At 60.7% G+C, this 25,023-nt stretch carries 21 protein-coding genes; 13 read left to right on the top strand and 8 right to left on the bottom strand.

The window, feature by feature from the left end:
• Nucleotides 1-227 precede the first annotated feature (227 nt).
• The 8 genes from tssE to tssB form a co-directional block, all read right to left on the bottom strand.
• The gene (gene tssE, locus ACAX43_RS31080; protein ID WP_370712170.1) at nucleotides 228-662 is read right to left on the bottom strand and encodes a type VI secretion system baseplate subunit TssE; all 435 of its coding nucleotides are present in this window, start codon (nucleotides 660-662) and stop codon (nucleotides 228-230) included.
• On the bottom strand, nucleotides 659-3,478 hold the full coding sequence (gene tssH, locus ACAX43_RS31075; protein ID WP_370712169.1) for a type VI secretion system ATPase TssH: 2,820 nt from the start codon (nucleotides 3,476-3,478) through the stop codon (nucleotides 659-661). The genes tssE and tssH overlap by 4 nt, the downstream gene beginning before the upstream one ends.
• A gap of 118 nt (nucleotides 3,479-3,596) precedes the next feature.
• Entirely contained in the window at nucleotides 3,597-4,082 is a 486-nt protein-coding gene (locus ACAX43_RS31070) for an Hcp family type VI secretion system effector (protein WP_370712168.1), read from the bottom strand.
• A gap of 14 nt (nucleotides 4,083-4,096) precedes the next feature.
• Nucleotides 4,097-5,887 (bottom strand): OmpA family protein, encoded by a 1,791-nt coding sequence (locus ACAX43_RS31065; protein WP_370712167.1) that lies wholly within the window; start codon nucleotides 5,885-5,887, stop codon nucleotides 4,097-4,099.
• Complete coding sequence (locus tag ACAX43_RS31060) at nucleotides 5,884-6,552, bottom strand: DotU family type IV/VI secretion system protein (RefSeq protein WP_370712166.1); 669 nt, start codon at nucleotides 6,550-6,552, stop codon at nucleotides 5,884-5,886. The genes ACAX43_RS31065 and ACAX43_RS31060 overlap by 4 nt, the downstream gene beginning before the upstream one ends.
• Nucleotides 6,549-7,895 (bottom strand): type VI secretion system baseplate subunit TssK, encoded by a 1,347-nt coding sequence (tssK, locus tag ACAX43_RS31055; RefSeq protein ID WP_370712165.1) that lies wholly within the window; start codon nucleotides 7,893-7,895, stop codon nucleotides 6,549-6,551. The genes ACAX43_RS31060 and tssK overlap by 4 nt, the downstream gene beginning before the upstream one ends.
• 112 nt (nucleotides 7,896-8,007) lie before the next feature.
• Nucleotides 8,008-9,549 (bottom strand): type VI secretion system contractile sheath large subunit, encoded by a 1,542-nt coding sequence (gene tssC / locus ACAX43_RS31050; protein WP_370712164.1) that lies wholly within the window; start codon nucleotides 9,547-9,549, stop codon nucleotides 8,008-8,010.
• Nucleotides 9,550-9,577: 28 nt separating this feature from the next.
• Nucleotides 9,578-10,096 carry a type VI secretion system contractile sheath small subunit gene (gene tssB, locus ACAX43_RS31045; protein WP_370712163.1) on the bottom strand — a complete coding sequence of 173 codons (519 nt, stop codon included), beginning with the start codon at nucleotides 10,094-10,096 and terminating at the stop codon, nucleotides 9,578-9,580.
• A gap of 250 nt (nucleotides 10,097-10,346) precedes the next feature.
• On the opposite strand from tssB, the gene ACAX43_RS31040 reads away from it, so the two are divergent.
• Genes ACAX43_RS31040 through ACAX43_RS30980 form a run of 13 tightly spaced genes read left to right on the top strand, consistent with a single transcriptional unit; the run spans nucleotide 10,347 to nucleotide 25,021 of the window.
• Nucleotides 10,347-12,746 carry a type VI secretion system Vgr family protein gene (locus tag ACAX43_RS31040; RefSeq protein ID WP_370712162.1) on the top strand — a complete coding sequence of 800 codons (2,400 nt, stop codon included), beginning with the start codon at nucleotides 10,347-10,349 and terminating at the stop codon, nucleotides 12,744-12,746.
• 2 nt (nucleotides 12,747-12,748) lie between these two features.
• Entirely contained in the window at nucleotides 12,749-13,711 is a 963-nt protein-coding gene (locus ACAX43_RS31035; RefSeq protein WP_370712161.1) for a DUF4123 domain-containing protein, read from the top strand.
• A gap of 4 nt (nucleotides 13,712-13,715) precedes the next feature.
• Nucleotides 13,716-14,504: a hypothetical protein gene (locus ACAX43_RS31030; protein WP_370712185.1), complete on the top strand. Its 789-nt coding sequence runs from the start codon at nucleotides 13,716-13,718 to the stop codon at nucleotides 14,502-14,504.
• A complete protein-coding gene (locus tag ACAX43_RS31025; RefSeq protein WP_370712160.1) occupies nucleotides 14,497-14,703 on the top strand; it encodes a hypothetical protein in 207 nt (68 codons plus the stop codon). The genes ACAX43_RS31030 and ACAX43_RS31025 overlap by 8 nt, the downstream gene beginning before the upstream one ends.
• Nucleotides 14,704-14,705: 2 nt before the next feature.
• Nucleotides 14,706-15,497 (top strand): hypothetical protein, encoded by a 792-nt coding sequence (locus tag ACAX43_RS31020; RefSeq protein ID WP_370712159.1) that lies wholly within the window; start codon nucleotides 14,706-14,708, stop codon nucleotides 15,495-15,497.
• A complete protein-coding gene (locus ACAX43_RS31015) occupies nucleotides 15,490-15,678 on the top strand; it encodes a hypothetical protein (RefSeq protein WP_370709877.1) in 189 nt (62 codons plus the stop codon). The genes ACAX43_RS31020 and ACAX43_RS31015 overlap by 8 nt, the downstream gene beginning before the upstream one ends.
• Before the next feature lie 19 nt (nucleotides 15,679-15,697).
• Complete coding sequence (locus ACAX43_RS31010; RefSeq protein ID WP_370712158.1) at nucleotides 15,698-16,489, top strand: hypothetical protein; 792 nt, start codon at nucleotides 15,698-15,700, stop codon at nucleotides 16,487-16,489.
• Entirely contained in the window at nucleotides 16,482-16,688 is a 207-nt protein-coding gene (locus tag ACAX43_RS31005) for a hypothetical protein (RefSeq protein ID WP_370712157.1), read from the top strand. Before ACAX43_RS31010 ends, ACAX43_RS31005 begins: the two co-directional genes overlap by 8 nt.
• 2 nt (nucleotides 16,689-16,690) lie before the next feature.
• Nucleotides 16,691-17,482 (top strand): hypothetical protein, encoded by a 792-nt coding sequence (locus ACAX43_RS31000; protein ID WP_370712156.1) that lies wholly within the window; start codon nucleotides 16,691-16,693, stop codon nucleotides 17,480-17,482.
• A 34-nt stretch (nucleotides 17,483-17,516) separates the two neighbouring features.
• Nucleotides 17,517-19,739, top strand: coding sequence for a hypothetical protein (locus tag ACAX43_RS30995; protein WP_370712155.1), 2,223 nt, complete (start codon nucleotides 17,517-17,519; stop codon nucleotides 19,737-19,739).
• A 58-nt stretch (nucleotides 19,740-19,797) separates the two neighbouring features.
• The gene (locus ACAX43_RS30990; protein WP_370712154.1) at nucleotides 19,798-20,052 is read left to right on the top strand and encodes a PAAR domain-containing protein; all 255 of its coding nucleotides are present in this window, start codon (nucleotides 19,798-19,800) and stop codon (nucleotides 20,050-20,052) included.
• A 9-nt stretch (nucleotides 20,053-20,061) separates the two neighbouring features.
• Nucleotides 20,062-21,348, top strand: coding sequence for a hypothetical protein (locus ACAX43_RS30985; RefSeq protein ID WP_370712153.1), 1,287 nt, complete (start codon nucleotides 20,062-20,064; stop codon nucleotides 21,346-21,348).
• Entirely contained in the window at nucleotides 21,341-25,021 is a 3,681-nt protein-coding gene (locus ACAX43_RS30980; protein WP_370712152.1) for an ImcF-related family protein, read from the top strand. The genes ACAX43_RS30985 and ACAX43_RS30980 overlap by 8 nt, the downstream gene beginning before the upstream one ends.
• Nucleotides 25,022-25,023 lie beyond the last annotated feature (2 nt).

Raw genomic sequence — 25,023 nt, 5'->3', positions numbered from 1 at the left:
CCCGGAGCGGGGCGGCGGACCAGGCTGAATGGGCTTGTGAGCTTGATGCACCGTAGCGATGGCGCCGCGTCAGACCGTGCCGCGGGCCGCGGCTGCCGATGCCCCGGCAGCGCGGCGTGGCCCGCCCATTCGTTTCTTATTGGAAATTATTGGCGCCAGCTTGGGCGCCGGTAACAGTTCGCCCACGATCTCACGGTTGACTCGCCCATCCGTTCTGAGCCGCGCCGTCAGCCGCGATCATGATCGGCATTCAGCATCGTGAGTCGCGTCTGTCCATCGGGCGTGAAGTGCGTACCGAAGCGGACCAAACCTGCCTGACGCAGATGGCAGCTCATTGTGAAGCTCAGCAACATGCCTGGTTCGGTGTCTTCGATATCGATGTCGATCGCCTCCAGGCGCGGCTCGTACTTCAATAGCGTCGCCTCGATCGCACCCCTGAGCTTGTGCGCAGACGAGGGCAGATGGCGATAGATTTCCGACAGGTCGTCGAGTCCGTAGTCGGGAAGATGTGCGAGCCCGTTGCGACGGCTGTTCAGGATGCGCTGGATATTGTCCTGCACTGAGAGGAAGGTCTGCGTCGCGCCGTCGAAGTCGTCGACGGCTGCGCCGTTCGCGAAATGACCTGTCACCGCTTCAAACAGACCCGGCCCACCGCGAGTCATGCCTGCGCCTCAATCGCGCTATCAAACTCCACCACAATGCCGCTTTCCTCCGTGAACGACAGCGTGATTCCGCCCGGCAGTTGCTGCGCCGCAATGCGCACGAGTAACTCGCGCGAGAGCACCGGCAGGATTTGCTGATTCAGAAGGCTGTCGATATTGCGTGCGCCTGAGTCAGGTAGTTGGCACGCACGCACGAGTTCGCGTATCAGCGCATCGTCGCATACGAGCGGGACACCAAACCGGCGCTCGATGCGCTGTGCCACCTTGTCGAGTTTCATTCGCACGATCGACGCCAGCGCTCCGGCCGAAAGCGGCCGGTACACGAGGGTCTGGAAGCGCGCGAGCAGCGCCGGCTGGAAGTGCTCGACCAGCAGGGGCCGGATCGTTTCCATCAGCATCGAGGTGGTGATGCCGACGCCGGCCTCCCCCGATTCCCCAGGCGGATTTCCTCTGGTCGTGGGCGCCTCTGCGACGGCCTCTGTCGTGGCCATGATCTGCTCGCTGCCAAGATTCGACGTCATCAGGATCACCGTATTGCGGAAATCGATCACGCGGCCCTCGCCGTCGCGCATCAAGCCCCGGTCGAACACCTGGTAGAACAGGTTCAGCACGTCGCGGTGCGCCTTTTCGACCTCATCGAGAAGCACCACGCTGTAGGGGCGTTGGCGCACGGCCTCCGTCAACACGCCCCCCGCGCCGTATCCGACATAACCCGGCGGAGAACCCTTCAACTGCGAGACCGTATGCGCTTCCTTGTACTCGGACAGGTTGATCGTAATCAGCGCGCGCTCGCCGCCGAACATCAGGTCTGCCAGCGCACGGGCCGTTTCCGTCTTGCCGACGCCGGACGGACCGACCAGCAAAAATACGCCAAGCGGCCCTTCTTCGGACTTGAGGCCGGCCTTGGCGGCGCGCAGGTTCTTGCCGAGCGCAGCGAGCGCGTCATCCTGGCCAACCACGACGCGGCCGAGGCGCGTCTCGAGTTCGAGCAGCGCCGCGAGTTCGTCCTCCATCAAGCTGCCGACCGGCACGCCGGTCCAATCGGCGATCACGCGCGCAATGGCGGCTTCGTCCACTTCCGCTTGAATCAGCGCATCGGCGCCATGTCCGGCCAGTACTTCATGGGCGACGCGGATCGATTGTTGCAGGTCGCGACGTGCACTTTCGTCCGCAGCGGCGTGCCATTGTTCACGCAGCGTCCGCAGCGTGGCGACGGCGTTTTTCTGTTCGTGGAATGCCGATTCGAGTGCATCGAGTTCGACCTCGAGATGGACGAGGCGAGTGTCGATTGCGACCAGCCGTTCGCCGACATCCGCGGACGTGGCGACATGATCCTCGACCAGCGCCCTGCGTTCGACCTGGAGCGCAGCCTGTTCAGCGTGACATGCGGAGATTGCGATCGGCGTTGTTTCCACGCTCATACGCACGCGAGCGGCTGCGGTATCGAGCAGATCGACAGCCTTGTCCGGTAACTGACGGCCGGTTAGATACCGGCGCGACAGACGCACGGCAGCGGCAACCGCCGCATCGGTGATGTGCACGCCGTGATGCTGCGCGTAGCGCTCCTTCAGACCACGCAGCATCAGGCACGCATTGTCGTCGTCGGGTTCGTCGACCTTCACCATCTGGAAGCGCCGTTCGAGCGCTGCATCGCGCTCGAAGTACTGCTTGTATTCGGACCAGGTCGTTGCTGCAATCGTGCGCAGCTCGCCACGCGCGAGCGCTGGTTTGAGCAGGTTCGCAGCGTCAGCGCCGCCTGCTGTGTTGCCTGCGCCGATCAACGTATGCGCTTCGTCAATGAACAGCAGGATCGGCGTCGGCGATCGTTGTACGGCTTCGATCACATTCTTCAGCCGCTGCTCGAATTCGCCTTTCACACCAGCGCCGGCCTGCAGCAGGCCGAGGTCGAGCGTTAGCACGCTGACTTCGCGAATCGCCGACGGTACGTCGCCTTCGGCGATCTTTAGCGCGAGTCCTTCCACCAGCGCGGTCTTGCCGACTCCCGGCTCGCCAACGAGGATCGGATTGTTCTTGCGGCGGCGCGCGAGGATGTCGACCATCTGCCGGATTTCCACATCCCGACCGAAAACCGGATCGATTCTGCCGTCACGCGCTTTCTGCGTGATATCGATGGTGAAACGTTGCAGCGCGTCAGATCCCGGCTGCCCGGGCAAGGGCGCACGCGACCTGGCTGCCGACGCCGAGGGTTGATCGCTGAATGCGGCATGAGAAGCGGTTTCGTCCATGGCGGAGCCGAGCTTGACGTTGCCGGGCGCGCTACCCACGCTGTCAGGCACAGTATCGGCATGGCCATCGCCATCCGGCTGTATGGATACGCCTGCCGCTTCTACCGACATCCTGTCGAGTGCAGGCATCAAGCGTCCGATCTGCGCAGCCGACACGGAGAGCAGCGGCCAGGCATCCGGCGCGCGTAGCAGATGCGGCGCGTCGGCGAGCGCCGCCAGCAGGTGCGCCGAGCGGATCGACGTGGCGCCCGCTTCAAGCGAGGCGCACATCCACGCCGCTTCCAGCAATTGTCCGAGCCGATGGGAGAGGCCTGGTTTGCCGCGCAGCTCGTGCGGAAGCCGGTCGATCGCGCTGAGCAGGCCGTTCCAGATGCCGTCGGCGTCGAGTTCGTAGCGACGCACGATCGCCACGAGGTCGCCTTCGCCCAACTCCAGCAGCTTGATCAACCAGTGTTCGATCTCGATATCGCGATGGGCACGCGTTTCGCACAGACTCGCTGCTTCGGCGAGAGCGCGGGCGCAATGGTCGTTGAGGCGGCGCAGGAATTGGGAAAGGTCTCGGGCAGTCATGGCAACGGATAGCAGAAGCGATACAGACAAAAAGCGCACGAACCGGATTGAGGTCGGTCCGTGCGTTAAAAAACGGTGCCTCTAGGGAGATGTGAAGAAGCACCGTGACTCATTCCTTCTAGGAACGTTCGTTCCAGCTATCGGCGTGGATGATGTTGCCGTCCTTGTACGACCACGTGATTTTCTCGTAACGCAGTTCGACGTCTTCCAGATGGTTGTGCTTTTCGTAGGCCGGGTTCTTGATGTCCAGCATCTTCGGCTTGACCGCGACGACCTTCACGTTGTCGAGCTTCGTGTTGAAGTATTCCTTTTCCTTGCCCGCGTCGTCGATCTTGTACCACTTGATCTCGATGGACTTGAGCGTCTGACCGCTTGTAACCGCCTTGTACAGGTACGGTGTCGATGCGTCGGTTTCCTTCGTGAAGGTAATCGGCTTGTGCACGCGCGTGCCGGTCAGCTTGCCGGTGTTCGCATCGGTCGGGATGTTCACGCCGTGATCGAGCGCGACGATCTCGACGCTGCCTTCGCGGCCTTGAACCGTCACGGAACCCTTGATGTCGGCGCCGCCATCGTCCTTGATCCACATGTATGCAGGAATTGCCACTACTTTTTCTCCTTTCACTCGAATGAACAGGCCGGATGGCCTTGGGGGGTTAAACCGTTACTGCGATCGTCACGACAATCGGGAATTAGCGTAATTTCGACACGACGGTTCGACGCGCGCCCCGCCTCCGTGTCATTGGGGGCTTTCGGACGGGTGTCGCCGTAGCCTTGAATCGCGAAGTGCGTCGCCGGGATACCGGACGCATCTGCCAGCCAGTCGCGCACGGAGGCGGCGCGCGCCTCGGAAAGTTTCAGATTGCTGGACGAATGACCCACCGAGTCGGTATGGCCGGCGACCAGAACACGCTTATCTGGGTATGCCTTGATCATTTCCAGCGCGCGGACCAGAACGCGGTTCGAGCCGGGATTCAGAACAGCCTTGCCGGTACTGAACAGCGACAGACTGTCGAGCTCGATGGTCGGCGGCGGGGGTGCCGGCGGCTGATAGCTTGCAATCAGCGCGTTGGCGACCGGCTGCAGCGGCGCGCCCCGATAGAGGCCAAGCCCCAGTCGTGGTGGCACGCCGGAGGTGGCATAGCGCTCGAGTTCGTCACGATCGCGTTTGACTGCCGTCAACGCATCGACACGCGCTGCATTCTGGGCAGGCGCGATTGCCTTATAGCGGGACATGTCTCCCACGACACGTTCAACCAGCGCGCGATTCTGCCAGGCCGAAGCGGCTGCAGCGGCGCAGAAGCACGCCGCGAGACACGCAAATGCATGAGCCAGTGCGCGCGGCAAAGTCCGCCTTGCAGGTTGAGGCGGGATGCCCCGGATCAGCGGCTCCGGCAGAGGACAGGTGAGCCGTCTGCCGTTGGCGGCCGAAAGTGTCAGGCCGGTGATGGACGAAACGAACTGGCGGTATAGCGAATGCGGGCCCGGACGCCCTTCGATCGCGGTGACGCCGAACCCGGTGACGTGCAAAGGCTGACTGCCGCGTTGCGCGTCGACAAGTGCGGGCAGCACTGCGTCGCAGGCCCAGCGCGTGAGGGCGTCGAGCTGTGCGGCGCGGCGTGCGCGGGGTTCAGGGTTGATTGAAAGGCCCATACGCATGTACTGCTCGAGACGCGACGCGACGAGTTCAGACAACGTCTCGATCCGCAGGGCGCTGCCGCCGGAGACGCCGAACCAGGGACAATCGCCAGCCGCGGAATGGACTTCCTCCGCGTACACCGCGACACACACCGGCAACGGATAGCCGACCGCACGGCTCGCCTCGGCAATGGCCCCACGCCATTGCTTCAGGGCCGCAGCAAAATTGGGCTGGCTGTCGACCCTGTCGGCGGCAACCGGATACGCGACCGCATCCGGACCCTGTCCATCGCGCCACCGCTTGAGCGCGTCCGCAAGGTGCGCGAGCCGCGCCGGGTCATCTGAGCGCACCCAGATGGCCGTGTCGGTGATACGCACGAGGTCCGAACCAAACAGGTCCGCGAGCGAGCCGTCGGCGTGCACCGGTTCCCCAAGCGGCGCTCCTTCGGGGCGTGCCTCGCGGGCCGTTCTTACGATGTGCGGCGCGTCGCCGACCGCGATTATCAGTGGCGTATTGCGCTTGATGTCGGAGGGCAGCGAAGCCAGTGCCGTATCGATTGCGGACAGCACGTGCCGTGTGGCTTGCTGGCGCTCACGGATGCGCCGCGTCGCAATGACGATGGCGACGACCGCCATGAGAACGACCAGTGCCGCACAAACCCCATTCCACACGAACGGCCAGGGTGAGCACAGCGCAAGCCAGATCAGCGCGAGCGTCGCGATCCATACACAAAGCGTTCGATAGGGATAACCAGCCAAGCGTGTCCCCGTCATTGCGCAATCCGGGCGATCGAGGCGTTTAACCATTGATCGATCGCGAGATAGATGACGGCCGCGGCGACGCAGGCAATCACGACCCAGGCAACGGGTGACAGCTTGTCGAACCAGCGGTGTCTGACTCCGTGCCTGACTATCACGGAACCTGTCGTGTCGGCGCGGCCGATACCGCGGCTGAGGCGCTCGTCGACGGCTCGCATCAGCGCCGCGCGCGCATCGCGGCCGTCGATCGCGAACTTGCCGGCGAAGCCAAGGTTCAGCACGGCACCAAAGATGGCGAGAAGCGGTAGCACGGGTTGCGGCTGGGCCAGACGCCGCTCGATACGCGTAATGAGTTCCTGGCCGGCATCGTGACTCTGGAACTCGACCACCTGCAGAGGCTCATGTTCCCATGCGTCGCGATCGCTGTCCTTGAGCATGTTGAGTGCCGCCTCGTCAAGCAGCGCGCATTGGGCGTAGACCGCGTCTTCGACGACGTCACGCGGATGACCCGCCACCCGCAGTTCGGCTCGGAGCCCGTCGATCTGTTTCTTGCAGTTCTGGCGGAAGTCGCCAAACGACAATGCGGGCGCAGCGACGCTGGACAGGCTCGTCACCGTTAACGCCGTGTCGCGCAACGCGACCGGCAGGAGCGTAGCGTAGGCAGTTTCGACGGACATCATGTCGGCAGCACCGCGTAGAGTTCAAGCGACACGTCTGGAATCGAAGCTGGCACGTAGAACTGGCACGCGCGCGCAGCGGTCATTCGCTTGAACGCGGGGTGCGTGCTATCGAGCGCGAAATACTGGTTCTCAATTCGGATCGGGATGGCTGCCGGCAAGCGCGACATCGTGCGCAACGGGATGCCGGGCAATGCCGAGTTGACGATCTGTTCGACTTCATCCGGAGCGCCGGCTTTGCACAGGCGCGGCAACTGCTCAAGCAACGCGTGGGCCGGCAGACCGGACTGGACCGACAGGTAATAGTCGGCACCGTCGACGAGACGTTCGTCGTTGATCTTTCCGACCCAAACCGTCGCTCTTGCCCGCTCAAGCGCAATCGGCACAACCCGCGACGGAATCACCGTGTCGAGCAACGTACGGATCAGCGATTCCAGTTCCGCGAACACCGGTTCAGGGGCGCGATGGTCGTACGGCGGGATCGCCTGAAGCGTTTCGGTTGTCGAGAAGGTGAGCAACGAACCGGCAAGGCGCGCAAGCACGCCGTATAAACGCTCGGGATGCTGATGCGGCGCCTGGCACAGCCTTGCGAGTTCGGGCCATGTGCTGTTCACGCTGTGAAGCAGCCAGAATAGCGATACGTCCGCGACCGCATAGTCCGCGATCTGGTCGGAGCGTTCGCGCCGGCGCACTGCGAGACTCGTGCTTTTAGCGCTGAGAATTTCTGCCAGGCGGTTCATGCGTGCGGTCAATTGACCGCTTGCCGACAGGACGAGGCACGGCGGCACAAATGCCGGATCGATCTCGAAGCGGCCTTGCGCATTGCGCACGAGCCGGGCAACCGGGCATGTCACGTATTCGCCATACTCTTCGAAGTCGAACAGCAGCGCCAATGCATGGCGCTCGACGCTAATTTCTTCCTTGCCTTCCCCGTTGAGGTCTGCGACTTGCAGATATTCGCGCACAAGGCGGCGTGGACGAGCGGGCTTCACGCCAGCCTCGATGCAGTTGCCGCCTTCGGCGTCGAAGAGCGGCAGGCCTACGAGTACAACCACGGCTTCCATTTGCGAAGGGACGTCGCCCAGATCGCGTGCGGCAGGCAGCCAGTCAGCTGTCTCACTATCGACAAACGTACCGTCAGGCAGTCGCAAGTCGAGCGTGGTCATCTGGACCCGGTGGATCGCCAACGCGTGCATATCGAACACAACCCTGCTAATTCCCCACGGCTCAGGGCTGGCAATACGCGCGACACGTTCATCGGCAAACCGGTCCCACAGTGCCTGCTGCTGAAAATGCTGGGGCGTCATGAAAATTCCCTGAGCCCACAGCGGTCTTGTTATCTTCATCTTCTTTGGTTTATATGCGGATGGGTGAGCAAACCACCGGTGCCGTGTGGATCGCCCTCCGCGCGCGCCCTCTCAGTACGTCGCGCGGCGAGACTGTTTCTGCAACGGGTGCTCAGTTCTTCGCCTTCGGCATCTGCGAGACGAGCGACAGATTGATATCCATCCCTTCGATCTGGAAATGCGGCACGATGAACAGCTTCACGCGGAAGAAACCGGGGTTGTCCTCGATGTCCTCGACAATCACGTTCGCTTCGCGCAACGGGTGCGATGCCTGCAGGTCGTCCCCCGGATCGGTCATTTCCGTCACGAGTGTCTTGACCCACGTGTTCAGTTCCAGCTCCAGCAAACGTCGGTCTTTGGTCGTGCCGATGTTCTCGCGCTGAATCAGCTTGAGATAGTGCGCGATGCGCGAAAGCAGGAAGATGTACGGCAGGCGCGCGTTGACGCGACTGTTCGCGGTGGCTTCTTTCGTGTCATATAGCGCCGGCTTTTGTGCTGAATGCGCGGAGAAGAAACAGGCGAAATCGTGATTCTTGTAGTACGACAGCGGGATGAAACCGAGGTTGGCGAATTCAAACTCGCGCGTTTCCGGAATCAGCACTTCGCTCGGGATCTTTGCCTGGTTGCCGGTGCCCAGGTCGTACAGGTGGATGGGTAGATCTTCAACCAGTCCGCCCGCTTGCGGACCGCGAATCTGCACGCACCACCCGTTCTTGATGAAGCTCCTCACCATGTTCGCGCCAAACGCGAACGATGCATTCGCCCACAGGTAACGGCTATGGTCGGGACCTTTGACCGCCTCCGTGTAATTGAACGCGCGCACCGGAACCGTCTCCGCACCGTACGGAAGACGCGCGAGGAAACGCGGCAGCGTGAGGCCGATGTAGCGCGCATCGTCCGAATCGCGGAAGCTTTTCCACTTCAGGTATTCGGCGCGATCGAAGTAATTTCCGATGTCGCGGATGCTCGCCACCTCTTCCATCGACTCCTTGCCGAAGAATTTCGGCGACACCGAGCCGATAAACGGCATGTGCGCGGCGGCTGACACCTTCGAGATATTGCGCAGCAGCGCAATGTCCTGCGCGCTGCGGTCGAACTCGTAGTTCGAGATGATCGAGCCGATCGGTTGGCCGCCCGGCGTGTCGTATTCCTGGATATACGTATGCAGGTACAGGCCACTCTGGATGACTTCAGGCGTGTCTTCAAAGTCCTGACGCAGCGCATCCTTCGATACGTCGAGCACTTCGATCCTGACGTTCTTGCGGAAATCGGTGCGATCGACCAGGAACTTCAACCCACGCCATGCCGATTCGATCCGTTGAAAAGTCTCGTTATGCATGATCGCGTCGAGCTGACGGCTGATCTGCTGGTCAAGGTGTTCGATATGAAAATCGAGCAGACTTCTGTCCAGACGATCGACCTGCTGCGACGAATCCTTGATCATCTTCAGGAAGACGCTTATCGCCTGGGCGACGCGCTCGTCCAGTGACGACTCCGCCAGCCCGTCCGCATTCTGGAACGACTCGAACGGGCGTGTCGAGGTGACCGGCGTCAGGTTAATTTTTTCGCAAAGAGATTCGTAGACGCTTTTGGCTTCGAGGACAACGGTGTCCGACTCGGTTGACTGATGAATGCGCGTTTCGTTTTTTGCCATGGTGCAAGACTTCTCCGTGACCGGACGGTTATTGGGCAGACTGCGGCGCGGACGGCGCTGCCTCACTGATCTTCTGCAGATCGTTGCGAAGGCGCTCGGACAAGGCCGGATCCTTGAGAATCTTTTCGAGTTCGCGGCGGAACATCGCGTTATCGAGCAGGTTCGACTTGAGGTCGCGCAGCAGGTTGCGTGCGGCCATCAGCGCGCGTAGTTCAGGCACCTTGCTTGCCACCACGTCCGGCTTGAAATCGTCCATCGATCTGAACTCGAGGTCGACGGGGAGTTCGGAACCGTCACCCGCAAGCGTGTTCTCGACCGCGATCCTGGCCTTCGGGTTGTAATCCGCCAGCACCGAATTGAAGTTGTTCTTGTTGATGTCGACTTTGGTGCGATCAGCGAGTGCACGCGCGTCCTGACCATTGCTGTAGTCACCCATCACCAGCAGCTTGAGCGGTAGCTCGACCTTCTTCTGCGCACCGCCAGTGTGCAGGTCGAGTTTCAGGTTGATGCGCGCTTTCGGCACCTCATTCTGGAAGCTGTTACTCATCTTCGAATCCTTCTAGTTTTTTTAACAACGATCAGTACAACCAAGACAAGGCGTAATTGATAACACGAGAAGAGTCGCTGCGTTTGTAGGAAAAAACTGTTTTTTGTCGAATGTCGAAAAAAGCTGTGGGGGTGGTTCACAGGAATGCGAAAAATGTTTACCTTTCTGACCCCAAACACAGACACCGCATCGACATAGGCAAATACCTCCTCTTGTTCTGTCGGTTGCGATGAAAACCGGAGATAGGACGATGACGGAACTGCCCAAGAAAGTCAGAACGTACGCAAATCAGAGTAAGGCGATTACCGGACGGCAGTCGTACTTCGTCGAGGTGCCGGGCACGGCGAACGCAAAGGACCTGTCGGTTGTGTCGTTCGAGGCGACCGAACGCATGGGTGCGCCATACCGGATCACGATCATTCTCACGCACCCGGACAGCCTGTCGAGATCAGACTACCTCGGCAAGGACGCTGCCTTTTCGATCGTCCCCGAGAACGCCGCGCCAAGAAAGTTCTCGGGCTGCATTACCCGCTTCTCGAAGACCAGGAAGACGAAGGATTTCAGCAGCTATGAGATCGTCGTCGAGGCGCATATCGCACGACTGAAGCTCGTGCAAACCAGTCGCATATACCAGCATCAGACTGCACCGGAGATCATCGAGGCGATCCTGCGCCGGCACGATTTCAGGGGTCACCAGTTTGTTTTCAAACTGCGTCGCCAGTATCCGCAACACAGGTTCCGGATGCAGTACCAGATGACGGACCTCGCCTATGTCCAGATGCTGATGCAGAAAGAAGGCATCTACTGCTATATCACTGAGGGCAAGCATGGCGATGTGGTGGTGTTTGCCGATGACATCGACCATTACGTCTATGTCCCTGAACTGAAAGTGCCGTACCGCGAGTCGGCGGGGCTGGAGGCTGGTGTCGAGGCTGTGTTCGGCCTTCAGATCCACGCGCGGACAGTACCGCAGTCGTTCGCGGTGGCCGACTACAACCCGGACCGGGCGTGGGAACGCTTCAGGGCCGAGGCGAACGTGGCCAGCAAGGACACGACTACCTACGGTCAGCCCTACATCTACGGCACGCACCACCTGGACCAGGACGGCGCGAAGTGGGAAGCGCAGTTACGCCACGAGGCGGCCATTGCCTGGCAGATCGTCTACGAAGGCGGAAGCAACGTACTCGACCTGAGACCGGGGCGAATCCTGCGCATGGGCGAGGATCTGCCCGACGCCCCGAAGGAAGTCCCCTGGGGGGACGCCTCGAAGGACGCCCCCCTGGAGGATGCGCCCAACGGGCAGGTGATCATCGAGGTCACGCACCACGGGGCGCGCGACGAGGCCTATAGCAATACCTATCAGGCTATCCCGTCGGACCGGCGCTTCCGCCTGAAGCTCGAAGACGACAGGTGGCCAAAGATCACGGGCTCGCTGAGCGCGCGGGTGACTTCTCCCGGGCATTACAAGTACGCGTATCTGACCCAGCAAGGCTACTACACGGTGCGTTTCGACCTGGACTTCGACGAATGGAATCCGGGCGGCGAGAGCGTGCCGCTGCGCCTGGCGAAGCCGTTCGCAGGCGCGTTGCAGACCGGGTTCCACTTCCCGGCGCTGCACGGCACGGAAGCGGTGATCGAATGCCGCGATGGCGATCCCGACAAGCCGTATATCGCGGCGTTTCACCACCACAGCCAGGCTGTGGACCTGATCACGAATCAGGACAGGTTGCTCTCGCGCAATCTTATCGAAACGCAGAGCGGCAACAAGCTCCAAATTGAAGACTGGCAGGGTGAGGAACACGTCAACTTTTCTACCGAGCACTCGGGGAAAAGTCAGTTGACGCTGGGACACATCGTCAACGACAAACGCCAGAAGCGCGGCGAGGGTTTCGAGTTGCGTACGTCGGCGTATGGCGCGATTCGAGCGGGCAAAGGGCTGTTCATTTCGGCGGACGACCAGCCGAACGCGGGTGGCAAACAGCTCGATATGCAGCCCGCGAAAGCGCTCCTTACCGACGCATTGGAGCAGATGCAGCGTCTGAACGAATGCGCCGCCGCCGCGAAGGTCCAGTTGGCGGACATCGAGCGGCAGCGCGACCTGATGGAGCAGCGGCTTCTGAATCTTCAGCAGGCGGTCATTCTCGCGAGCGCGCCGGCAGGCATCGCACTCGCCACCGCCGAGAGTATCCAGCTTGCGGCAAATGGCAATGTGATCGCGACGGCACGTTCCAATCTGGACCTTGGCGCCGGTAACCATGTCACGATCGCTGCCGGCCAGGGTGCATCGATCTTTGCGCAGGATCAGGGCATCAAGCTCGTCGCGGCAAAGGCCGATTTTTCGGCTGCGGCACACTCCGGCCAGATGCTACTGGCGTCGTCGAAAGACATGATTCTTTCGAGTGTCAACGGCAAACTCGACGCGGTATCGGCAGGCGCGCTGACTTTGTCTAGCCAAGGCGCCTATATCACGCTAGAAAACGGCAACATCGAATTGGGGTGCCCGGGCAGTATCACGTTGAAGACCGCCAACTTCACGTGGCAAGGATCAGCGAGCCTGAATCCGCCGATGCCCGCGCTTCCTGTCGGTGTCTGCAGACAGTGTCTGCTCAACGCGCACACCGGCGTTGAAGCCATGACCGAGAAAGCCTGAAGATGTCCACTATTGTTCAGCAACATCTCATACAGGACGCGGATTCGCGCTGGGCCGCGTTTCGGTCGCACGTCGGCGTTACACGTGAAAAACTCGAGCGAAGCGCTCCTTCCACGTGCCTGTATGCACTTGTCGATACTCGTGGCCTGCCCGATCTCCGGTCGGCCTTGGAACGTCTCGACTCGATAGTATTCGCGTCGCTTTGGGACGGTTCCGACCTGTCGGCGTTCGGGGACATCGCCCCCCTCCTGATCAGAATCGACCTCGGTGCAACCGGTTCGGACGTGCCGCACCAGTTGCTCAATCGCCTCTGGCGGTTCGCGGACGACGGATTCATGGTGACGTGGATATGGTCGCCGTTTGCACTCGACCAGGTGGCGGATCATTTTCGGGCGTACTGCGAATACACGCTGCCGGACCGGCGGACGTTCTACCTGCATTTCTACGACAACCGGATTCTTGAACGACTACGCCTGACGTGGGCTCCGGAAGAATGGGCGCGCTTTGCGGGTGTCGCGTATGAGATGTGGTGCTGCAACGGCGGAGGCGTTGAACGTATCTGGAGCACGGACGCACCTCGACTATTCGAAGACACAACCGCGCCAGGTTTGAACACCGAACAGCATCTGGCGCTGCTCGCTTCGGGCATTCCCGACAAGTTGGCAATGCAATTGCGCGAGATTTGCGGGTCATTCATCGACCATCTGTCGCCTCGGGAGTTGCGTGAGGCTGTCCGTATTCAGGTGGAGCGAGCTGCCCGCTATCGCGTTCAGTGCGAAGGCGACTTGCTTATGTACGCGAAGAAAGGTCTTCTGATTTCTCCACGGTTTGATGAACACCCGCTGATTCAGCCGCAACTGGAGTTGGCATCTTATGGAGATGTTAGCTACTTCGACGTGCTTTCGCAGCTTGACGATGCGTTCCGCGAGAGCTTCGCTCTCCATCGGGCGCGTGAACGTGAATAAGCAAATGATTTGGTTGTTAGTACTTTGTTTGACGTTCATCGCAGGGTGTGATGCGTTTTCGTCGGAGCCGACGTATGGCGGACTGAGCATTGAGGGTTTCAACTACACGCCTTATAACCTCGACCGGTTCGTCATCACCGACAAATACGGAAATAAGGCCGGTGGGGGGGGCGATCTGATGCCTGGGTCAGGTGAGGGAAGTCTCAGTTGCTGTTACGCGCTGAAGGGAACGGACTTTACGGTTGACTGGTATGTCTATGATGCTGATCTTGCGATCAAGGCGATTGATGCACAACAGCCGATTCAGGACATTCACAAGGTGACCCAGGTTCATCTTCCTCCTGCCAAAGTCGCTGGTGGGGCGGGCGAGCGCATCCTTGGCCTGCACTTCTACCCGGACGATCACATCGAGTTCGAGTTCCGTCGCGACCTGAGGGGTACGCGCATCTTTTACGCAGAGATTGATGACTGGCTGGACAAGAAGCAAGGCAAGACATTCGACCCGTCCTCGTACGACGACGCTGTCGCATTCCGCCGAACGGCGCGTGTGGCGTCGGAAGGCTGGCTGAAGTATCGCCTCACCAACACACAGGACCTTGAACAGTACGTGTATTACACGTTGTTGGTAAATCCTGATTTCGACAAGCACCCCGCCGTTCAGCGAATTCTGGCAGATACGAAGGGCCAGCCCGGTGCGTTCGGTGCCGCGATGGAAAAACTACCAACGCCGATCGTCGAGCAACTGAAACGCGGCACATTTGAACACATCCAGACAGGAGCGACTCATGGCTGACCGTACGCAACTCGATGCCGCTGACCGGACACCGATGAAGGTGCTCGACGGAATGCTGGCAGCGCACAAACCCGACAGGCACGATGACTGTATCCCGTGTGGTGCGGTCGTCAAGACGCGCCTCTTCTTCGACGGGTTTGGCCGCGATCGTGATTACGACAACTCTGGTCTTCATCATCTAAACCGTCGAGCAACGTGACCATGAAAAACAGATTTTTTTACGTACTACTGCTCTCCGTGATGTTCGTCGCAGGGTGCGATGCGTTTTCGTCCGTGCCGACATATGGCGGACTGAGTATAGAGGGTTTCAACTACACGCCCTATAACCTCGACCGGTTCGTCATCACCGACAAATACGGAAACAAGGCCGGTGGGGGTGGTGATCTGATGCCTGGGTCAGGTCAGGGCAGTCTCAGTTGCTGTTACGCGCTGAAGGGAACGGACTTTACGGTGAAATGGGATGTCTATGATCAGGACAAGGCGATGAGAAATCCCTACGCGCCGATCAATATGATTCACAAGGTTACCGAAGTTCATTTGCCGCCGACGAAAGTTGCGGGAGGTGCTGGCGAGCGCATCCTTGGCTTGCACTTCTACCCGGACGATCATATCGAGTTCGAGTTCCGTCGCGATCTGAGCGGTACGCGCATTCTCTATGCAGACGTGTGGGACTGGCTGCGCAAGACCCACGGAAAGCTTCTCAATCCAGAGAACGAGGATGACATGGTTGTATTTCGAAGGACGGCTCGTGTTGCCGCCAACGGCTGGATCCGATACCGCCTGACGAACACCCAGGACCTGGAACAGTACGTCTATTTCTGGTTGCTCAATCCGAAGTTCGATCAGCATCCCGCCGTTCAGAAGATCCTGAGCGAAACAAGGGATCAGCCCGGCGCATTCGGTGCCGCGATGGAGAAGTTGCCGGCAACGACCGTCGAGCAACTGAAGCGCGACACATTTGAACACGTCCAGACAGGAGCGACTCATGGCTGAGCCTACGCAACTCGATGCCACTGACCGGACACCGATGAAGGTACTCGACGGAATGCTGGCAGCGCACAAACCCTACAGGCTCGATGACTGGATTCCGTGTGGTGCTGTGATCAAGATGGGATTCTTCTTCGACGGGTTTGGCCGCAATCGTGACCACGACACTCTGGTCTTCACCATCTAAACCGTCGGGCAACGCGACCATGAAAAACAGATTTCTTTACGCACTGCTTCTTTCCCTGATGTTCGTCGCAGGGTGCGATGCGTTTTCATCCGTGCCGACTTACGGCGGACTGAGCATTGAGGGTTTCAACTACACGTCCTATAACCTCGACCGGTTCGTCATCACCGACAAATACGGAAACAAGGCCGGTGGGGGTGGTGATCTGATGCCTGGGTCAGGTGAGGGCCGTCTCAGTTGCTGCTACGCGCTGAAGGGAACGGACTTTACGGTTGACTGGTATGTCATGGATCAGGACGAATTTCTGAAGGATCCTTATGGTCCGCTTCAGGAGATCCACAAAGTTACTCGCGTGCATTTCCCGCCGACAAAACTTGATGGCGGAGCGGGCGAACGGATTCTCGGTCTGCACTTCTACCCGGATGATCACATCGAGTTCGAGTTCCGTCGCGATCTGCGCGGCACGCGCATTCTCTATGGCGACGTGTGGGACGGGTTGCGCAAGATTCACGGCAATCTCATCAATCCGCAAGGCGAAGATGACGGCGTCGTGTTCCGGCGCACCGCCCGTCTTGCCGCCACTGGCTGGATCCGATATCACCTGACGAACACCCAGGACCTGGAACAGTACGTCTATTTCACCTTGCTCAATCCGAAGTTCGACCAGCATCCCGCCGTTCAGAAAATTCTCAGCGAAACAAAAGACCAGCCCGGTGCGTTCGGTGCCGCCATGGAAAAGCTGCCAACGCCGATTGTCGAGCAACTGAAGCGCGACACATTTGAACACATCCAGACAGGAGCGACTCATGGCTGACCCTACGCAACTCGATGCCGCTGACCGGACCCCGCTGAAGGTCCTCGACGGAATGCTGGCGGCGCACAAGCCCTACAGACACGATGACTGTATCCCGTGTGGTGCGGTGATCAAGATGGGATTCTTCGTCGGCGGGTTTGGCCGCAATCGTGATCACGACAACTCTGGTCTTCACCATCTAAACCGTCGAGCAACGTGATCATGAAAAACAGATCTTTTTACGTACTACTGCTCTCCGTGATGTTCGTCGCAGGGTGCGATGCGTTTTCGTCCGTTCCGACGTATGGCGGACTGAGTATGGAGGGCTTTAACTACACGCCATACAACCTGAGTCGATTCGTTGTGTACGACAAGTATGGGAACACGGCCAGTGGTGGTGGTGATCTGATGCCAGGGTCCGGCGAAGGTCGCCTCAGTTGCTGCTATACGTTAAAAGGGACGGACTTCACAGTGAAATGGGATGTCTACGATGCTGACGAAGCAATCAAGGATCTCTATGCACCGATCCAGAAGATTCACAAGGTTACCAACGTTCATTTGCCGCCGACGAAAGTTCGGGGAGGCGCTGGAGAGCGAATCCTCGGCCTGCACTTCTACCCGGACGATCATATCGAGTTCGAGTTCCGTCGCGATCTGAGCGGTACGCGCATTCTCTATGCAGACGTGTGGGACTGGCTGCGCAAGGCCCACGGAAAACTTCTCAATCCGGGGAACGAGGATGACATGGTTGTATTTCGAAGGACGGCTCGTCTTGCCGCCAACGGCTGGATCCAATACCACCTGACGAACACCCAGGACCTGGAACAGTACGTCTATTTCAGATTGCTCAATCCGAAGTTCGACCAGCATCCCGCCGTTCAGAAGATCCTGAGCGAAACAAAGGATCAGCCCGGTGCGTTCGGTGCCGCAATGGAAAAGCTGCCAACGCCGATTGTCGAGCAACTGAAGCGCGACACATTTGAACAAGTCCAGAAAGGAGCGACTCATGGCTGACCCTACGCAACTCGATGCTGCTGACCGGACCCCGATGAAGGTCCTCGACGGAATGCTGGCGGCGCACAAGCCCTACAGGCACGATGACTGCATCCCGTGTGGTGCGGTGATCAAGATGGGCTTCTTCTTCGATGGGTTTGGCCGCAATCGTGACCATGACGATCCGTCGACTTCACGCTATTCGAACATCTGTCGACTGTGGGAAGCGCACCGAGACAATCTCGATACCCGTCGAAAGGACATGCCCAACCAGTTCTGGTATCCCTTTTATTATTCCGGGCTGGGCACTGAACTGAACAAAGACGCGGCCAACAATGAAATCGTCTCCGCCGCAGTTAAAACGGCGGCCGCCGTCGGCAAATCGGCTACGGACTCGGCGAAGTCCACCGCGCAGAAGGTTGTCGGTGTCGACAAGCTGCTGGACCTGAAAAAGGCACCAGGCAAAGCCGCAAAGACCGCGGTGGCGGAAGCACTCGACGAGATGTCTTTCCGTCCTGTCGCCAAAGCCTACGCCGACCTGATCGCAGAAGCGAAGAAAGCCCCTGCCAAACTGGGCCGCGTGCTGACGATGGCCCGCGACGACCGCTGGGTGACGCGCGGCAAGGCGGCCGTTCGGGCAACCCTGTATGACCTCCGGAAAAACCCGCTCAAGGCAGGTTGGTCTGTCGTCAAGGGGGTGTTCGTCGACGTCGCGATGGACTCGATTCCGCAGGTACGCGATAACGCAGCGGTATCAGGCCTGTTCGGCACGGGCGTCGAGGATCGGCTGCACGCGGCGTTGAAGCAGTTCGATGCCGCCTATCGCGATGCGAAGGCGCAGATGTCGAAAGTCCAGCGTATTGAAGTCTCCGTGTTCGGCGCCGATCGTGGTGGCGTGCTGGCGCGTGTATTCGTCAATGAACTGGTGCGCAGGTACAAGCGACGCGACGACCTCGATCTGAGGATCGGTGATGCGCCGGAGAAGGGTGACCCGATTGAGATCAAGTTTCTGGGTTTGCTCGATGCTGTCTCGTCGATCATGGCCGAGAACAAACTGCTTGATTTCGTGCCGCTCGTGAACATGATCAGGCAGAACTACGGCGACCGGCCATTGGGCGTGCCGCAGGCCGTTCAGAAGTGCGTTCATTTTGCAGCCGCGCACGAGTTGCGTTTCTATCAACGGCTTGACAGCCTCGAAAAGACGCGTGGCGACCAGTACCTGTATCCGGGCACCAGTGAGGACATCACAGGCGGGGCACCGGAAGGTTCGATGGGGTTCCGCGCGGAACTCCAGCGCGTTGCATTGCGCGATATGCTGAACGAAGCCTTGATGGCGGGCGCGATGGTTGACACGATGGAAGGCCTCGCGAAATCCAAGCCCGACACCTATCGCAAGTTCACCCTCGCCCACCCCATCTCCGTCGGCAAGACAAGCTACAGGATCCCCGACCTGATCGCCGCATACCGCACGCTGGTGCCCCACAAAAAAGGACTCGATTTCCAGTCCCACATGGAGGTATTCCTGCGCTGGCTCGCAGTGCGCTATAAGGATCCCGCATTCCGCGCCTCGATCACCTCCCCGGCCAAGCATAAATTAGCCGACTGGCAGGCATTGCTAGCTGAGAAAAGCGATACACAACAGAAGCTGCGCATCGAACACGAACGGCTGGAAAGCCTGCCGGCAAGCGAGCGCAACACGCCGGCGAACCGCGCCTATTTTGACAGCCTGCTCGCTCGCTACAAGCAGCTCGACGCGCAGCGGCAACGCGATCTGATCCCGACCTCCGAGGCGCTCTCGAGGCCTGTCGTGCACGTCTGGGAACGCATTGACAGCGAATCCGCCGAACTGACCCGGCGGCTCTCGAAGCAACCCGAACTGGAGGCGACCCTCAAGCGCATCCGGGCCCGGGATACCAGCCTGGATCTTCCTTACGACCCGGACATTACCGGCGCGGCTGCGGGCATCATCGAGGCTGAGATGCTGACACCTGAGCAGGTCGCGCTGGCCAAAGCCTGGCAAGACGGCGCCAGTGGAAAAACGCCGCTTCCGCCGCAGGTCATGGCGCTCTTCGACCTGCTCGTGCACGACACGATGCTGACCAGCTGGCACGACCACATCCTGTCATCGACGCTCTACTTCCAGACGCGCGCAACCGATACGTTCGGCAAAAGCGACATCGAGAAGGAAGCCAGGCAGCGAGCGGCAGACGATCGCAATGCGCAACGCGTGGACCGGCTATCGAACGGGCCTGGTGCGCGACCGGCAATGGGGTTTTGAAGGGTGTTCGAGCCGGCAGCCGCATGCCGGCATGCATTGAGTAAAGGAGAAAAGCAGAATGGCAGGCGTCATACGGGAAGGGGATAGTTTGAGCCGGGGAGGCGAAGTCTTGCGCGGTGGCTCGCGCATGTTCCTGGGCCGTGCGTTGGCCCGGCGCACGGACCCCGTGCGCTGTGACGTGCACGGGGTGAACCGCATCGCCGGAGGTAATCCGCGCATTCGTGACGGTGACCTCGACGTGGCCGAAGACGGCCATCTGTGCGAGTGCGGGTGTGCACTGATCTCATCGTTGCCGAACAGCGGATCGCGCTAGGTCGCCCGAATGGCTGTCGATTTCTCTTTGTTGCCGCCTGAATGCCCGGTTCCAGACAAGGCGCCGTCGCCGTTCCTCTGGTCGATCGTTTTCGTCGTGCTGACGCTGGGTGGCATGGCCTTCGCGCTCGGGTCATGGCCGCGCAATGCGAAGACGCAGACACCCTGGTTCTGGTTCTGTGCCGTGGTCATCCCCTTGTGCCTTTCGGGAACAATCGTCCTGACGCGCTTTTCGCTCTTTTATAAGCGACACAACCGGGCGCTGTCGGACAACAGATCCAGAAAGGCGTATGCCGACATGGTGTTCGATGCGGCCAGCGTGCCGTTGGCGGTACTCGCATGCGGATACCGTCTTCACGCCGAGGAGAAGCACAACGCCTTCGATGCGATCGTCGCACGCAGCGCGAGCCCGCCGACTCGCCCGGCAATAGCCTCGCAAGAAATGATCGTCGCGACCTGCCTTGAGCCCGCCGCGGCGGCATTGACTTTCGACGATGTGGAGCGGCATAGCGTCGTACTCGAATGGGTCCTGCGCTCGTTCGCTCCCGCGATTGCGGAAGTTCTGGCGCGAGTCCCGGAGCGGATTCCAGTTATGGTCCATCTCGACGTTACCAGTGCCGTGCTCTCTCGCGATGCCATTCTGGCGATCTGGGCGGGATTGCCGGCGTCCGTGCGTCCACCCCGCCTGAGAGAGCAGCCGTCGATCGAGCCGAGCGGCGGCCTGTGGCTCGTCGATACGATGCTCGACCGCGCAAGCCCGGTGCTGCGCGACGTCGTGACACTACTGATCAGCGCCAATCTCAATCCGCTTCGCAGTGCCGACCCTGAACCCGGCAGCGCCGAGGCGGCGTGCATGCTACTGCTCAGTCCGGCCGCACTCGCGCGCGAGGAACAGTTTCCCGTGTCGGGCTGGATTCATCGTCCGCAGGCGGACATGCCTGCCCCGCAGGAAGGCGCGCTTCACTACGCGTTGAAATGGGGTGGCACGACGGGCGCGGCACTGGGCGGAACAATCCAGACCGGGTTCGACGAACGTGCCGCGGCACGACTGCGGATTGCGCTGCGGGCAGCGGGCCGGCCTGGCGAAGGCGCATCGCCGTTCGAGTTCGCGCTCGACACGCTCGCCGGCAATACCGGGCCAACCGCGCCATGGCTTGCAGCCGTGCTCGCACTTGATCGGGCCGGCGCGTGTGGCGCGCCGTACATCGTAGGCGTTCAGCAAGAGGAGCGCGTCATGCTCGCCGTACTGGCACCGGCAGAGCACCACACGCAGCAAGACGTTCTGAAAAATGACTAAATTTCGTATAACCGTATTTTCGTATTTGCTCGTCGCGATTGCCGCAGGCGGACTGATCTGGTTCAAGGGCGACCTGTTCCAACTCGATACCGAAGCGAAGAGGGCCTTTGCGATCATTGTCCTTTGCGCTCTCCTCCTCGCGATTGCGCTTTACTTCGGTTTTGAGACTGGACGCGACGAAGCCGACGCCGCGCGGCGCCTCGCGCAGTCGTTGCATGGGAACCCCGCGCGCTTCGCGGGAACGACCCAGGCACTACTGCTACCCGAGGATCTGAAATCGCCCGGGACGGATGCCGCGGATGGGCTGCTGCGCCTGCGCGAGCATTTGCGCCATGATCTGGGTCTTCGCTGGCGCTACCGACAGCCATGGCTGCTGCTGACCGGCGACGATGTAGCAATAGAACGGTTGCTGCCTGAGCTGGCCGCACGTAATTGGCTCGTCACGCAAAATGCCGTGCTGCTGTGGAGCAAGCAGGACAAAGAAGGCCACCCGGACGCGAACTGGCTGAATCAGCTCTACAGATTGCGTCGCTGCCGCCCCGTCGATGCAGTGGTAGTCACCATCGACAGCACCGCCAACTTGCCTGCACAACGTCACGGCACCTGCGCGCACAGCGTGAACCTCGCGCGCATTGCTGCCGCATTGCACTGGTCCGCGCCCGCCTACGTGCTCGAGGTTGCACAAACCAACAGCATCACGCACGGCGCCACGGCGGTGATGGGCTGCGAATTCCCTGAAACGGCCGATGCAGATTCAATCGAAGCCGCACTCCTTCGCATCCGCGATCGCCTGGTCGATCGCAGCGTCGCGCAGTTGAGCCGCAACGCGGACGACCGCTATGCTGCGGAGCTCTCCCAACGCCTCGACACACGCAGCGCACCGCTCGCCAGCTGGATTGCGGGAATCGCTAAACGGCAGCGTCACCGGCCCATCAGCGGGGCATTCTTCGCCCCCTGCCTGCCGGAGAAAAAGCGCACGGAAGAGGACCTAACCAGCGCGGATCTGCCGCTATGGCAACACCTTGGCCAGGCATCCCACAGCGCACGTGGCAGGCGCATCGGGTTGCATCCGGTGACCGTGTTCTCCACGCTCGCCTTGACCGCGATCGGCGTATGGACTGCCGGCATGCTTATCTCTGGCGTATCGAACGCGCGAGACCTGCACCTTGCCAGCCAGGCGACCAGAACGCTCGATACGGCGCACGACTCCACCTCCCGCCTGCGCGCGCTCCTCGCCCTGCAACAGCAGATCGCCCGCTACGAAAACCGCACGCAGCACCACGCTCCACTGCTGACCCGCTTCGGCCTGAACCACGACGACGAGGTACTCGGGGCTTTGTGGCCGGCCTACGCACAGGCTAGCAAACGCACACTGATAGACCCGCTTCAGAAAAACCTCGAAGCACAACTGATCGACCTCGGTCAGATGCAGACGGCCCAGGTTGACGACCAGATTAACCGGCTCGCACTAGACGGCCACAAAGCACTTAAAACCTATCTGATGATGGCCGACCCGAGCCGCGCCGATGCAACCTTCATGGCGCCTCTGCTACAACGCAACTGGACCACGGATGCAAACCTTCCAACAGGCGAAAAACTCGACCTGTCCGAACGTCTGCTGGGTTTCTACGCGCAGCACCTTAAGACACACGCTGACTGGCGCATTCAGCCAAGCGCAGACCTGGTTCACGCATCCCGTCAAACCCTACTCGCCGTAATCGGTGTGAAAAACTCCGAAGACACGATCTACCAGCGCGTCCTGGAGTCGGTGGGCAACAAATACCCCAGCCAGACCCTTGCTTCGCTCACGCCCGGCACGGACACGCGCGGCCTTGTCCACGCCACCGCCACCGTTCCCGGCGTCTTCACGCGTGAGGCGTACGAAGGCACTATCGCAGTCGCAATCGACGAAGCCGCCAGGCGCGCCGAAGTCTCGAGCGACTGGGTGCTCGCCGACGGGCAGACCGGTCGAAACAACAAGAACGAACAACCGCTGCAGGCACCGGCGCAATCGGCCGACGCCCTCAGAGTAGAACTGCTCAACCGCTACTTCGCCGACTACGCGGATCACTGGCAGGGCTTCATGAACACGCTGCAATGGGAGCCTGCCCCCACCCTGCCCTCCGCCATCGAACAACTCAAGCTGATGGCCGACGCTCGCCAGTCGCCCGTGATCGCACTCATGAGATCGCTCGAATACCAAGGCAGCGCGGGAGCGCTAAAGGAGTCGATATCGGACACACTGGTAGCAAAAGCGCAGAACATACTAGGCAATAAGACCGCCGCCCCCGAGACCGCAAAACCCGATCCCGCTGGCCCGCTCGGCGCGTCTTTCGGACCGGTGCTGCGTCTGGTCGCACAAGGCAATGCAAACACGGCCGCCAGCGCCGCGGCAAACAGCGACCTCAGCCTGCAACGCTTCATGGAACGGATCACCACGTTGCGCCTGAAGCTGCAGCGGATCAGCGACAGCCCCGATGCCGATGCGCAGGCGAGGCAGGTCGCCCAGTCACTGTTCGAGGGCAAAGGCTCTGAACTGGCTGACACACAGGCCTACGCGCAACTGATCGCCGCGAGCCTCGGCGCGCAATGGGCAGGCATGGGCGATGCGCTGTTCGTGCGGCCTGTCACCCAGGCAACCCAGACGGTTCTGCTGCCTGCGCAGGCGAGTCTCAACGATGCATGGCGGCAAACCATCGTGACGACATGGAACCGCTCGTTCGCGGGGCGCTATCCGTTCGCCAACACCGACAACGATGCGTCGCTGCCGGAGCTCGCGCGCTTCCTGCGCCCGCAGGGTGGTCTGATCGGTGCCTTCCTCGGTTCCCAACTGGCGGGCGTGCTGGAACTGCAGGGCGATCAATGGGTGCCGGCGACCACCAGTAGTCAGGCGCTAGCGTTCGATCCGGCGTTCCTGAAGGCGGTCAATACGCTGCAGCGCATTGCCGGGCATCTGCTTGCGCAGGGCGAGCCGCAATACCGGTTCGAGTTCAAGCCGGTGCCGACACCGGGCGTAACCGGCACCTTGCTCACGCTGGACGGCCAGAAACTGCACTACTACAACCAGCAGGAAACGTGGCAGGCGCTGACGTGGCCGTCGAACACTCCGCAGGACCTCGGTACCCGGCTGGAATGGCAAACCGAAAAGGCAGGCACCAGCAAGAACTTCGAGTTCGGCGGCCGCTGGGGGCTGGTGCGAATGCTGGAGCGCGCACGGGTCGAGCCGATCGACAGCGCGACATACCAATTGACGTGGCAAGGCGCCCCGGACTCGATACCGCTGAGGCTGGCACAGACGGGCAGGTCCGCTTCAACGCCGGCTGCGGCCAGCGCGGCAACGGCGACGGACATCGGCGATGGCGACGATGAAGACGACTTTGCAAGGGGCAGCAGCCCTCTGACAGTCCAGGGACCTCTCACACCGGCGTCAGTCGATCTCACCTGGCCGTTGAGTTACATGATGCGCACGGACGTAGCCAAAGGTCCGCTCGAACTGCTTGCGCTCAGGGGCTTCGTGCTGCCGGCACGCATCTTTGCGGGCAAGAGTTCAGCCGCAGCGCGAAGCGTAAAAAAGACTGCGCAGTCGGACGGCCCGCCGCCGTTGCCAAAGGCGATGCTCGACGCGGCGAAGCATGCCGAAACCCCGCTGCCCGGCGGCCAGAGACCTCTATGAAA

It is taken from the genome of Paraburkholderia sp. IW21 (assembly GCF_041321145.1).
GTDB lineage: Bacteria > Pseudomonadota > Gammaproteobacteria > Burkholderiales > Burkholderiaceae > Paraburkholderia.
This window is presented reverse-complemented; position numbering and strand designations above follow the sequence as displayed.

Bases quoted from the DNA above. Each gene is read 5' to 3' on its own strand.
- ACAX43_RS31040 (WP_370712162.1), top strand. From the start codon at position 10,347: ATGACGGAACTGCCCAAGAAAGTCAGAACGTACGCAAATCAGAGTAAG.
- ACAX43_RS30985 (WP_370712153.1), top strand. From the start codon at position 20,062: ATGGCTGTCGATTTCTCTTTGTTGCCGCCTGAATGCCCGGTTCCAGAC.
- ACAX43_RS31030 (WP_370712185.1), top strand. From the start codon at position 13,716: ATGATTTGGTTGTTAGTACTTTGTTTGACGTTCATCGCAGGGTGTGAT.
- ACAX43_RS31035 (WP_370712161.1), top strand. From the start codon at position 12,749: ATGTCCACTATTGTTCAGCAACATCTCATACAGGACGCGGATTCGCGC.
- tssC (WP_370712164.1), bottom strand. From the start codon at position 9,549: ATGGCAAAAAACGAAACGCGCATTCATCAGTCAACCGAGTCGGACACC.
- ACAX43_RS30990 (WP_370712154.1), top strand. From the start codon at position 19,798: ATGGCAGGCGTCATACGGGAAGGGGATAGTTTGAGCCGGGGAGGCGAA.
- ACAX43_RS31010 (WP_370712158.1), top strand. From the start codon at position 15,698: ATGAAAAACAGATTTCTTTACGCACTGCTTCTTTCCCTGATGTTCGTC.
- tssB (WP_370712163.1), bottom strand. From the start codon at position 10,096: ATGAGTAACAGCTTCCAGAATGAGGTGCCGAAAGCGCGCATCAACCTG.
- ACAX43_RS31005 (WP_370712157.1), top strand. From the start codon at position 16,482: ATGGCTGACCCTACGCAACTCGATGCCGCTGACCGGACCCCGCTGAAG.
- tssH (WP_370712169.1), bottom strand. From the start codon at position 3,478: ATGACTGCCCGAGACCTTTCCCAATTCCTGCGCCGCCTCAACGACCAT.
- ACAX43_RS31025 (WP_370712160.1), top strand. From the start codon at position 14,497: ATGGCTGACCGTACGCAACTCGATGCCGCTGACCGGACACCGATGAAG.
- ACAX43_RS31020 (WP_370712159.1), top strand. From the start codon at position 14,706: ATGAAAAACAGATTTTTTTACGTACTACTGCTCTCCGTGATGTTCGTC.
- ACAX43_RS31015 (WP_370709877.1), top strand. From the start codon at position 15,490: ATGGCTGAGCCTACGCAACTCGATGCCACTGACCGGACACCGATGAAG.
- ACAX43_RS31060 (WP_370712166.1), bottom strand. From the start codon at position 6,552: ATGATGTCCGTCGAAACTGCCTACGCTACGCTCCTGCCGGTCGCGTTG.
- tssE (WP_370712170.1), bottom strand. From the start codon at position 662: ATGACTCGCGGTGGGCCGGGTCTGTTTGAAGCGGTGACAGGTCATTTC.
- ACAX43_RS30995 (WP_370712155.1), top strand. From the start codon at position 17,517: ATGAAGGTCCTCGACGGAATGCTGGCGGCGCACAAGCCCTACAGGCAC.
- tssK (WP_370712165.1), bottom strand. From the start codon at position 7,895: ATGAAGATAACAAGACCGCTGTGGGCTCAGGGAATTTTCATGACGCCC.
- ACAX43_RS31000 (WP_370712156.1), top strand. From the start codon at position 16,691: ATGAAAAACAGATCTTTTTACGTACTACTGCTCTCCGTGATGTTCGTC.
- ACAX43_RS30980 (WP_370712152.1), top strand. From the start codon at position 21,341: ATGACTAAATTTCGTATAACCGTATTTTCGTATTTGCTCGTCGCGATT.
- ACAX43_RS31065 (WP_370712167.1), bottom strand. From the start codon at position 5,887: ATGACGGGGACACGCTTGGCTGGTTATCCCTATCGAACGCTTTGTGTA.